The following is a 10185-nucleotide window of genomic DNA, read 5'->3' as shown; positions in this document are numbered from 1 at the left end:
TGCGTGTGCTCTTTTTTTTTCTTCTTGTACCCCTCGCCCCGCCCGGGGGCGCCTGCGGCTAATTCTGCGGGGTGGCCGCCGGCCGCGCTCGTCCGCCGACGATGGCGCTGACCTGGGACTTCCCGGCGGAGGTGGCTCCCGAGCCGGTTCCGCAAGCTGCGGAACGATCAATTCCGGTCGTGTCGGTCGCTTCCGCCCGCGCCAAGCTGTCCGCACGGACCTTGTCGAATGGGTGGCCAGGACGTCCGGGAGGGGTGATCATGAGAAGTCCAGAGCGCACTTCCCATGAGGAGGCACGGGTGGCCGAGACTCTGAAGAAGGGCAGCCGGGTGACCGGCGCCGCGCGCGACAAGCTCGCGGCAGACCTGAAGAAGAAGTACGACTCCGGTGCGAGCATCCGGGCGCTGGCCGAGGAAACCGGCCGCTCCTACGGATTCGTCCACCGGATGCTCAGCGAGTCCGGAGTCACGCTGCGCGGACGCGGCGGAGCGACACGGGGCAAGAAGGCGGCCTCGGCCTGACATCGGGGCGGCTTGGTCGGTCCACCGGGTCTTTCGGTGGCCACCCGGTCGACCATGCGGTCGACCGGGTGGTTACTGTGCAGTCACTTAGCATCTGACGCACCAGTGCTGCAGTGCTGCACCGTAACCGGGAGGCGCCCCATGACTACGCTCGACGACTCCGAGCACGGAGAGATCGTTTTCGACAAGGACGGTGTACGGCTCACCGTCGAGGACGCCGTTGCCACGGTGACCCTGACCAACCCGGCGAAGCGCAACGCCCAGTCTCCCGCTCTGTGGCGGGCGTTGACGGAGGCCGGCCGGTCACTGCCGGGCAGCGTGCGGATCGTGGTCCTGCGCGGTGAGGGCAAGTCCTTCTCCGCCGGGCTCGACCGGCAGGCGTTCACGCCCGAGGGCTTCGACGGAGAGCCGTCCTTCCTGGAGATGGCGCACGGGCCCGACGCGGAGCTCGACGCGCTCATCGCCGAGTACCAGGAGGCTTTCACCTGGTGGCGCCGCAGCGACATCGTGTCGATCGCGGCCGTCCAGGGACACGCCATCGGCGCCGGCTTCCAGCTGGCCCTGGCCTGCGACCTGCGGGTCGTCGCCGACGACGTGCAGTTCGCCATGCGCGAGACCAGCCTGGGCCTCGTGCCGGACCTCACCGGCACGCACCCGCTCGTCTCCCTCGTCGGCTACGCCCGCGCCCTGGAGATCTGCGCGACCGGCCGCTTCGTGCACGCCGACGAGGCCGAGCGCATCGGCCTCGCCAACCTCGCCGTGCCCGCGGCCGAACTCGACGGCGCCGTACGGGACCTGAGCACCGCGCTGCTCGCCGCGCCGCGCTCCGCCGTCATCGAGACCAAGGCGCTGCTCCAGGGCGTCTCCGGCCGCTCGTACGAGGAGCAGCGCGTCGCCGAGCGCGCCGCCCAGGCCCGCCGGCTGCGCGACCTGGCGGGCCTCGGCGACTGAGGACCGGCCCCCGGCCCCGGCCGTAAGCGGTCGGCAGCCGGCCGTACGAGTCGTGCCTCCGGCCGTAAGCGGTCGGCAGCCAGCCGTACGCGACGTGCCTCCGGCCGTAAGTGGCCGTACGCGACCTGCCTCCGGCCGTACGAGACCGGCCGCCGGCGTATGAGGCCGCGCCTCACCGCACCTCCGACACCACCACCGTGACCGTCGTCGCCTCCGGGGCGGCGGCGGTCACGGCCGTACGGAGGGCCCGGGCCACGTCGAGCGCCCGTCGACCCGCCGTCACCGCCACCTCGACGCGCACTCCCCTGTCCGTCCGCGTGACCGGGCCGCCGAACGTGTCGGTCAGGCCGGCCACGCCCGGCACCGCGAGGGCCGCGAGCGCGGCGGGATCGTCGGGAGCGGGCGGCGAGATTCCCCCGGGCGGCCCAGCGGGGGCGGGGAATTCCGGAAGTGTTTCCAGGACATCCGTCACCCGTAGGTCCACCTCCGCCACCGAAAGGCCCAACGCGCCCTCCGCCGTCTCGAGCAGCGCGGCCCGCACCCGGTCCGCGAGCTCCGGCAGCGGGTGGCCCGCCAAGGCCGCGAATTCCAGCGTGATGCGCAGCGGGGCGGGCGGCAGCCCGCTCGGGGGCACGGGGAAGGGCGCGGCGCCGCCCTCCGGGGCTCGGCTCTCCGCGAGCCGGAAGCGCGGGCGCTCCGGCACCACGCCTCGTACCCCTCGGGCCGCCGCCGTCAGCGCCGTCCCTGCCGTCCGCTCCGCGATCCACGCGCCGTCCGCCGCCTCGCCGAGCGGCAACAACCGGTCCGTCATCATTGCTCCAGCCTGCCGCATTCCCGGCGCAAGACGGGGCAAGCGACCTTAGTGTGGGTCGAACAAGGGCAAAAGCCTCACGGAAGGACGGATGGCGATGGCTGACAGCGCGCAGTCCGACCAGCAGAACCCGGTGACGAAGCGCGGCGGCGGCGATCCCGCGTCCCGGGGCCGTACCACGATCGCCGACGGCGTCGTCGAGAAGATCGCGGGCATGGCCGCCCGCGACGTCGTCGGCGTCCACGCCATGGGCAGCGGTCTCTCCCGCACCCTGGGTGCGGTCCGCGAGCGCGTCCCCGGCGGTGGCGGTGCGAAATCCGGTGTCACCAGGGGCGTCAAGGCCGAGGTCGGCGAGGTGCAGACCGCGCTCGACCTGGAGATCGTCGTCGACTACGGAGTCTCCATCTCCGAGGTCGCCGGGGCGGTCCGCGAGAACGTCATCGCCGCCGTCGAGCGGATGACCGGCCTCGAGGTCGTCGAGGTCAACATCGCGGTCAGCGACGTCAAGCTGCCGGACGAAGAGGAAGAAGAGCCGGAGTCGCGGCTCCAGTAGCTGCTGACCGGCCGGCGGAAAGGGCTCAACATGAGCATGGCGGTGGTCGGCCTCCTGGCCGGCATGGCGCTCGGCTTCGCCGGGTACTTCGGCGGCTTCGGCGCCTTCCTGCTGATCGCGGCGCTGGGCGCGGTCGGCTTCGTCGTCGGGCGGTTCCTCGACGGCGACCTCGAACCCGGCGACCTGTTCCGGGGCCGCGAGCGCGGCGACCGGCGGCGGTGACCCAGGTGCCTGAGCTGGTGGCACAACGCGAGGAGCGGATCGGTCCGGCCGCCCGGGGAGCGACGACGATCGCCGACCGGGTGGTCGCCAAGATCGCGGCCCGGGCGGCCCGCGAGGCACTGGACGCCGTCCCGAAGGACGGCCACCCGCCACAGGCGTCGGTGGTCGTCCACCGGGACGTCGCCCGGGTGTCGGTCAGCGTCGAGCTGGACTATCCGGCCGACATCGGCCGCCAGTGCGGCGCGGTGCGCGGCCGGGTCCGGCACCGGGTGGAGACCCTGGCCGGCATCGAGGTCCACGAGGTCGCCGTCCACGTCGAACGCCTGCATTCGGCGCACACGGCACACGACCGGAAGCGGGGACGTTTGAAATGACCACCCAGCCCGAGACGGGAACCCCACCCGAACCTGATCCGGTGCCCGTGCTCGCGAAGGACGAGCCCGCCGAGGCCCCGGGCACGCCCGTGCGCCGTTTCTGGGCCGTGCGGCGGATCCCCGCCGCGATCCTTGCCGTCGTCGTCCTCGGCGGCGCCGGACTGCTGCTGTACGACGTGGCCGCCGTACGGGCCGAGCACAGCGCCATGGCCTGGCGCCGCTCCCTCGCCGACGGCCTCGCCACCCGGCCGCTCGACGACGTCTGGGTGCTCCTCGGAGCGGCGGTCGCGGCCGTGCTCGGGATCTGGCTGCTGGTCCTGGCGCTCACGCCGGGACTGCGGGCCGTGCTGCCCATGCGGCGCGAGCACGCCGACGTCCGCGCCGGGCTCGACCGCGAGGCCGCCGGGCTCGCGCTGCGCGACCGCGCCATGGAGGTGTCCGGCGTCCAGTCGGTCAAGGTCAGGACCGGCCGGGCCAAGGTGAGGGTCCGGGCCGTCTCCCACTTCCGCGAACTCGACGAGGTCCGCGCCGACCTGGAGACCGTCCTCGCCGGCGGCATCGACGAACTGGGGCTCGCGCACCCGCCGGCCCTGACCGTACGGGTGGCCCGGCCGCCCAGGAAGGGGTGACGCGGTGACCCGGGTGCTCCGGCGCGTCAACCGGATCGTGCTGGCCCTCGCCGGACTGCTGCTGCTCGTCGTCGGCGGCGCGGTGCTCGCGGCCGGCCTCGACCTGTCCGTACCGTCCTGGTGGCCCTGGTCGGGCCCCGACGACGTGCTGCTGACCCGTTCCCAGCGGCAGCACTGGCGCGACGAGAGCTGGTGGTGGCCGGTCGTCATCGCCGTGCTCGGACTCGTCGTGCTGCTCGCCCTGTGGTGGCTGATCGCCCAGTTCCGGCGGGCCCGGCTCCGCGAGGTCCTGGTCGACAGCGGCGACGGCGAGGAGGCCGTGGTGCGCGGCCGGGCCCTGGAGGGCGTCCTGGAGGCCGACGCGGCGGCCCAGGAGGGCGTGGCCCGGGCCCGCGTCGCGCTCACCGGCCGCCGCACCGCGCCGCGGACCCGCGTCGCCCTGCAGCTGGAGCCCTATGCCTCCCCGGCCGACGCCCTGACCACGCTGTCGGCCCAGGCCCTCGGCAACGCCCGTACGTCCGCCGGTCTGTCCGCCCTGCCCACCGAGGCCCGGCTGCGTGCCGTCAAGCACCGCGCCCGCCGCGTGACCTAGGCCGTTTCCTCCGGCCTTGATCCGCAAGAGACGCCCCGCCCCAGGTCAGAAGCCGCTGCGCGCGCCGCCGTCCACCGGGAGCATCACGCCCGTGAGGTAGGAGGCGGCGGGGGACAGCAGGAACGCGGCCGTGCGGCCGAACTCCTCCGGGGTGCCGTAGCGGCGCAGCGGGATCGCCGCCTCGTTCGCCGCGCGGGAGGCGTCCGCGTCGCCCGACAGGGCGTCGAGCTGGCGCACCCGGTCCGTGTCGATCCGGCTCGGCAGCAGGCCCACGACCCGGACGCCGCGCGGCCCCAGGTCGTTGGCGAGGGACTTGGCGAAGCCGGCCAGGCCCGGCCGCAGGCCGTTGGAGATGGTCAGGCCCGGGATCGGCTCGTGCACCGAACCGGACAGCACGAAGCCGATGACACCGCCCTCCGGCAGTGCCTCGGCCGCCGCCCTGGCCAGCCGCACCGCACCCAGGAAGACCGTGTCGAAGGCGGTCGCCCACTCCTCGTCGGTGTTGTCGGCGGCGAAGCCCGGCGCCGGACCGCCCACGCTGATCAGGATGCCGTCGAAGCCGCCGAACCGGGACCGGGCCTCCGCGATCAGCCGGGCAGGCGCCCCGGGGTCGGCGTTGTCGGCGGCGACGCCCGCCGCGTACGGGCCGAGCGCGGCCGCCGCCTCGGCGACCGTCTTCTCCTCGCGCCCGGTGAGCAGCACCTTCGCGCCCTCCGCGAGCAGCGCCTCCGCCGAGGCCCGGCCGAGCCCACGGGTCGCGCCGGTCACCACGTACACACGGTCCTTCAGTCCAAGATCCATGGGCCTATCCTGCCGCGTCGCCGTCCTCGGCGGCCAGCGCGAGCGCGGTGCCCACGAGCCCGATGTGGCTGAAGGCCTGCGGGAAGTTCCCCAGCTGGCGGCCCGTCACCGGGTCGTACTCCTCGGCCAGCAGGCCCACGTCGCTGCACAGCCCGGCGAGGCGCTCGAACAGCTCGCGCGCCTCCTCCACCCGGCCGGTCAGCCGCAGCGCGTCCGCCAGCCAGAACGAGCACACCAGGAACGTGCCCTCGTGCCCCGGCAGTCCGTCGACGGAGACGCCCTCCGTCGAGTAGCGGCGCAGGAAGCCGCCGTGCATCAGCTCGGCCCGCACCGCGTCGATCGTCCCCTTCACCCACGGGTCGTCCGGCGGCAGGAAGCCCACCAGCGGGATCAGCAGCGTCGCCGCGTCCAGCTCGCGCGAGCCGTACGCCTGCGTGAAGGTGTTCCGGTCCGGGTCGTAGCCCTTCGCGCACACCTCCGCGTGGATCTCGTCCCGCATCGCCCGCCAGCGCGCCGCGTCGCCCGGCAGCGAGGGATCCTCCTCGAGGGTGCGTACCGCCCGGTCCGCCGCCACCCAGGCCATCACCTTGGAGTGCACGAAGTGCCGGCGCGGCCCGCGCACCTCCCACAGTCCCTCGTCGGGCTCCCGCCAGGTCGACTCCAGGAAGCCCAGCAGGCTCAGCTGGAGGTTCCAGGCGTGCCGCTCCGGCGGGATCCCGGCCTTCCGCGCCCGGAACAGCGAGTCCATGACCTCGCCGTAGACGTCGAGCTGAAGCTGCTCCACGGCCGCGTTCCCGATCCGTACGGGTGCCGAGTCCGCGTAGCCGCGCAGCCAGGGCAGCGTCGTCTCGGGCAGCCGGCGCTCTCCGGCGGGCCCGTACATGATCTGGAGATCGGCCGGGTCGCCGGCCACCGCGCGCAGCAGCCAGTCGCGCCAGGCCGCCGCCTCCTCGACGTAGCCGGCGGACAGCAGCGCGCCGAGCGTCAGTGAGGAGTCGCGCAGCCAGCAGGCCCGGTAGTCCCAGTTGCGGACGCCGCCGAGCTCCTCCGGCAGGGAGGTGGTGGGCGCGGCGACGATGCCGCCGGTCGGTGCGTAGGTGAGCGCCTTCAGGGTGATCAGGGAGCGGACGACGGTCTCCCGGTAGGGGCCCGTGTACGTGCAGCGGGCGGCCCACTCGCGCCAGTCGGCGAGCGAGTGCTCCAGGGCCTCGAACGGGTCGACGAGCTCCGGCCGGGGTTCGTGGGAGGGGTGCCAGGTCAGGACGAACGCCACCTGCTCGCCCGCCCGGACGGTGAACGAGGAGCAGGTCGCGTACTGCTGGCCCCAGGTCTTCACCGGTGGCTCGCTGCGCAGCCACACCGAGTCGGGACCGGCGACGGCCACCCGGTGGCCGTCGGCCCGGCGCACCCACGGCACGATCGAGCCGTAGTCGAAGCGCAGCCGCAGCACGGCGCTCATCTCGACGGTCCCGCCGAGGCCCTCGACGATCCGGACGACGTCGGGCGCCTTGTCCCGCTGCGGCATGAAGTCGACGACCTTGACCGTGCCGGTGCGGGTCTCCCAGACGGTCTCCAGGACCAGGCTGTCCTCGGCGTACCGGCGGCTCGAACAGGTCGTGGCGCCCTTGGGCGCGAGCCGCCAGTGGCCGTTGTTCTCGTCGCCGAGGAGGGCGGCGAAGCAGGCGGCGGAGTCGAAGCGGGGGAGACACAGCCAGTCGATCGACCCGTCGCGGCCGACGAGCGCGGCGGTCTGGAGATCGCCGATGAGGGCGTAGTCGTCGATACGTTGCGTCACGCTTTGGGCTGTTCCCGGAAGCGGCGAGGGTCAATCAGCCCGGGCTCCCGCCGCGCGGGGCCGGCGCGGTTCTCAGGCCGTCGCCCCGGCGGGCTCGGGCGTCCCTTCCGCCTCGTCCGCCGCGCGGGCCGCCGCCTCCCGGTCGCGCTTCTCGCGGCGGACCAGGATCACCCAGCCGACCGGGACGCCGGCGGTGAACAGCCACCACTGGATCGCGTACGCCATGTGCGCGCCGATCGAGTCGTGGTCGGGGTCGGGGATCTGCTCTGGGGTGTCGCCGGCCGGCTTCGGAGCGGTCTGCTCGATGTAGCCGCCGACCACGCTCCGGCCGAGCAGCGCCGCCTGCTGCCTGCTGTCGATCAGCATGACCTGACGGTCCGGCAGGCCCTTCAGGTCCTTGATGCCGCTGGCGCCGGTGGTCTCGTCCGCCATCAGCCGGCCCGTGACGGTGACCTCGCCCTTCGGCGCGGGCGGCACCTCCGGGTAGGCGCGCTGGTCGTCCGCGGCCGGGATCCAGCCGCGGTTGACCATGACCACCTTGCCGTCCTTCAGGACCAGCGGGGTCAGGACGTGGAAGCCGACCCGCTCGTCCGCCGAGACGCGGCGGCGCACGACGACCTCGTGCGCGGTGTCGAAGGTGCCGGTGGCGGTCACGTGCCGCCAGTAGTCGGGGCGCGGGACGGTGTGCCCGGGCGAGGTGAGCTTCTCGACGGGGACGGGCTCGGCCGCGAGGTTGTCCGCGATCAGGGTGTTCTGGGCGACCCGGCGCTCGTGCCGGTGGAACTGCCAGAAGCCCAGCTCGATCATCACGGGGATGAGGACGAGGGCCACGAGGGTGAGGATCACCCACTGCCGGGACAACAGGAAGCGGTACACGCCGTCGACGGTACATCCCCGTGGATGGCCTCCTCGCGGCGGGTGCCGGAGGGGCCATCCCGCGGTCACACCTTGTCGACGATGCCCACCCTCCCCTCCGCGCGGGCGCAGTGGCCGCCGCAGTACCAGCTGCCCTGGACCTCGACGCCCTGGCCGATGATCTGGACCCGGCAGTGCTCGCAGATGGGCGCCATGCGGTGGATGGCGCAGGCGAAGCAGTCGAAGACGTGCACCGCGCCCTGCGCGTGCACCTCGAAGGACATGCCGTAATCGTTTCCGCAGACCTCACAACGTGCCATGCGCCACAGGGTGGGGCCACGGGCGGGCGAAGGCCGGGCGGCGCGCCCGGCCCGCGCCGGCCCGTCACTCGTCTGCCGTCGTCACTCGTCTGCCGGGGCCACGTCGCGCAGCAGCTGGGTGAAGGCCGCCTCGTCGACGACCGGCGTGCCGTACGACTTCGCCTTCAGGGTCTTGCCGGTGGCCGAGTCCGGATCGTTGGTGACGAGGAGGCTGGTGAGCCGCGACACACTGCTCGCCACGTGCAGGCCCGCCTCGACGGCCCGGTCCTCCAGGAGTTCGCGGTCGATCGAGGTGTCGCCCGAAAACGCCACCCGCATGCCCTGCTTGAGCGGTTTGTCCGACTCGTAACGTCCGGGGTTCGGATACGGGCACGGCGGCCGCTTCCGCGAGGGCCGCCAGGTGTTCGCCCGGTACGAGGCCTGGTACCCGATCCGCGGCCGCTCCGGGGCCGGCGCCCACTCGGTCAGCGGCCGGCACTCGAGCAGCGGCAGCCGCACGTTCCGCTCGGCGGCGGCGTGCAGGCTCGGCCGGAACGCCTCCGCGAGCACCCGGGCGTCGTCGAGCGCGTTGTGCGCCCGCTGCTGCACCACGCCGAAGTGCGCGGCCAGCGACTCCAGCTTGTGGTTCGGCAGCGGCAGCGACAGCTCCTTGGACAGGGCGATGGTGCACAGCCGCTGCCGCACGGGCGCGGCGCTCTCCGCCCGCGCGTACTCGCGGGCGATCATCTGCCAGTCGAACATCGCGTTGTGCGCGACGAGCACCCGGCCGTCCAGCCGCGCCGAGAACTCCTCGGCGATCTCGGGGAAGAGCGGCGCGCCTTCGAGGACGTCGCTGGTGAGTCCGTGGATCCACACCGGCCCCGGGTCGCGCTCGGGGTTGACCAGCGTGTACCAGTGGTCCTCCACGTTCCCCTGGGCGTCCAGCCGGTAGACGGCAGCCGACACTATCCGGTCGTCGCGGGCGAGGCCGGTGGTCTCCACGTCGACGACCGCGTACCCCTGTGGGTACGCGGCCGGCCAGGTCGCTGCTGTCGTACGGTCGTCGAGCATGGTCACTGAGAATACGGCCCGCGACCGACAGCGCCGCCCCCGGTGTCCGGTTTCATGGCCGGATCCGGTCGGTCCCGCTCCGCAGAAGACCCGTCACCAGCGCCCGTACCGCCACCGGGAACAGGCGCTCGGTGTCGACCGGGGCCGCGAGCGCGCGGGCGAGGGCCGGGTCGTCCGGCCCGTCGGTGCCGGCGGCGGTCTCCGCCGCCCACAGCTCCGTCTCGGCGGGCGACTGGGCGGGGGAGCGCTCGCGGTTGCGCTCGACCAGGACGTGGCCGACGACCTGGAACTGGACCGCGCGGACCAGTTCGGCGGCCCGGGCGCCGCGCAGTCCGGCCGCGTGGGCCTCGTGCACCAGGGCGCGCTGGGCGGGCAGGAACATGCGCTCCGTCAGCCCGCGTTCGTGGACCAGCGCGACCAGGTGCGGGCGCTCGCGCAGCGCGCGGCGCAGCAGGACGGCCACCGAGACGATCCGCTCGGCCGGGTCGGTGCCGTGCGGGCGGAGGGTGCCGAGATCGGCGACGGTGCGTTCGACGAGGGCGTCGAGCAGCGACTCGCGGTTGCCGACGTGCCAGTAGATCGAGGTGACGGCGGTGCCGAGCTCGGCGGCGAGGCGGCGCATCGTGAGGGCGGCCGGGCCGTGCTCCCTGACCAGGGCGGCGGCCGCGTCCAGGACCTCGTCGCGGGTCAGCGCGCTGCGTGCCATCGGTT

Annotated in this window: 14 protein-coding genes; 7 read left to right on the top strand and 7 right to left on the bottom strand. The window is 73.7% G+C overall.

The window, feature by feature from the left end; translation table 11 throughout:
- Positions 1-299: 299 nt before the first annotated feature.
- Together ACFVGS_RS22285 and ACFVGS_RS22280 are read left to right on the top strand one after the other, a co-directional pair.
- Entirely contained in the window at positions 300-521 is a 222-nt protein-coding gene (locus ACFVGS_RS22285) for a helix-turn-helix domain-containing protein (protein WP_006123601.1), read from the top strand.
- 141 nt (positions 522-662) lie between these two features.
- On the top strand, positions 663-1472 hold the full coding sequence (locus ACFVGS_RS22280; protein WP_385693431.1) for an enoyl-CoA hydratase/isomerase family protein: 810 nt from the start codon (positions 663-665) through the stop codon (positions 1470-1472).
- Positions 1473-1644: 172 nt separating this feature from the next.
- Here ACFVGS_RS22280 and ACFVGS_RS22275 read toward each other — a convergent pair whose 3' ends face one another.
- Positions 1645-2286: a hypothetical protein gene (locus ACFVGS_RS22275; protein WP_385693430.1), complete on the bottom strand. Its 642-nt coding sequence runs from the start codon at positions 2284-2286 to the stop codon at positions 1645-1647.
- Positions 2287-2380: 94 nt separating this feature from the next.
- On the opposite strand from ACFVGS_RS22275, the gene ACFVGS_RS22270 reads away from it, so the two are divergent.
- The 5 genes from ACFVGS_RS22270 to amaP are packed head-to-tail and all read left to right on the top strand — an operon-like array spanning position 2381 to position 4653.
- Positions 2381-2836, top strand: coding sequence for an Asp23/Gls24 family envelope stress response protein (locus tag ACFVGS_RS22270; RefSeq protein WP_384413195.1), 456 nt, complete (start codon positions 2381-2383; stop codon positions 2834-2836).
- 30 nt (positions 2837-2866) lie between these two features.
- Complete coding sequence (locus ACFVGS_RS22265) at positions 2867-3058, top strand: hypothetical protein (RefSeq protein WP_384413197.1); 192 nt, start codon at positions 2867-2869, stop codon at positions 3056-3058.
- A gap of 5 nt (positions 3059-3063) precedes the next feature.
- A complete protein-coding gene (locus tag ACFVGS_RS22260; protein WP_385693429.1) occupies positions 3064-3432 on the top strand; it encodes an Asp23/Gls24 family envelope stress response protein in 369 nt (122 codons plus the stop codon).
- Positions 3429-4061 carry a DUF6286 domain-containing protein gene (locus ACFVGS_RS22255; protein WP_385693428.1) on the top strand — a complete coding sequence of 211 codons (633 nt, stop codon included), beginning with the start codon at positions 3429-3431 and terminating at the stop codon, positions 4059-4061. Before ACFVGS_RS22260 ends, ACFVGS_RS22255 begins: the two co-directional genes overlap by 4 nt.
- Before the next feature lie 4 nt (positions 4062-4065).
- Positions 4066-4653, top strand: a complete 588-nt coding sequence (amaP, locus tag ACFVGS_RS22250; RefSeq protein WP_384413206.1) for an alkaline shock response membrane anchor protein AmaP — start codon at positions 4066-4068, stop codon at positions 4651-4653.
- A 45-nt stretch (positions 4654-4698) separates the two neighbouring features.
- Here amaP and ACFVGS_RS22245 read toward each other — a convergent pair whose 3' ends face one another.
- From ACFVGS_RS22245 to ACFVGS_RS22220, 6 genes are all read right to left on the bottom strand, one after another.
- Entirely contained in the window at positions 4699-5454 is a 756-nt protein-coding gene (locus ACFVGS_RS22245; RefSeq protein WP_385693427.1) for an SDR family oxidoreductase, read from the bottom strand.
- Between the two features lie 4 nt (positions 5455-5458).
- Positions 5459-7249, bottom strand: a complete 1791-nt coding sequence (locus ACFVGS_RS22240; protein ID WP_384413211.1) for a glycoside hydrolase family 15 protein — start codon at positions 7247-7249, stop codon at positions 5459-5461.
- 72 nt (positions 7250-7321) lie between these two features.
- A complete protein-coding gene (locus tag ACFVGS_RS22235) occupies positions 7322-8125 on the bottom strand; it encodes an SURF1 family protein (RefSeq protein ID WP_384413213.1) in 804 nt (267 codons plus the stop codon).
- Positions 8126-8190: 65 nt separating this feature from the next.
- Positions 8191-8424 (bottom strand): hypothetical protein, encoded by a 234-nt coding sequence (locus ACFVGS_RS22230; protein WP_384413216.1) that lies wholly within the window; start codon positions 8422-8424, stop codon positions 8191-8193.
- A gap of 81 nt (positions 8425-8505) precedes the next feature.
- On the bottom strand, positions 8506-9480 hold the full coding sequence (locus ACFVGS_RS22225) for a DEDDh family exonuclease (RefSeq protein ID WP_384413219.1): 975 nt from the start codon (positions 9478-9480) through the stop codon (positions 8506-8508).
- A gap of 46 nt (positions 9481-9526) precedes the next feature.
- Entirely contained in the window at positions 9527-10180 is a 654-nt protein-coding gene (locus tag ACFVGS_RS22220) for a TetR/AcrR family transcriptional regulator (RefSeq protein ID WP_385693426.1), read from the bottom strand.
- Between the last annotated feature and the right edge of the window lie 5 nt (positions 10181-10185).

It is taken from the genome of Streptomyces sp. NPDC127114, from assembly GCF_042677525.1.
Classification (GTDB): domain Bacteria; phylum Actinomycetota; class Actinomycetes; order Streptomycetales; family Streptomycetaceae; genus Streptomyces.
Note: the sequence above shows the minus strand (reverse complement) of the source record. Positions and strands in the feature narration are given on the sequence as shown.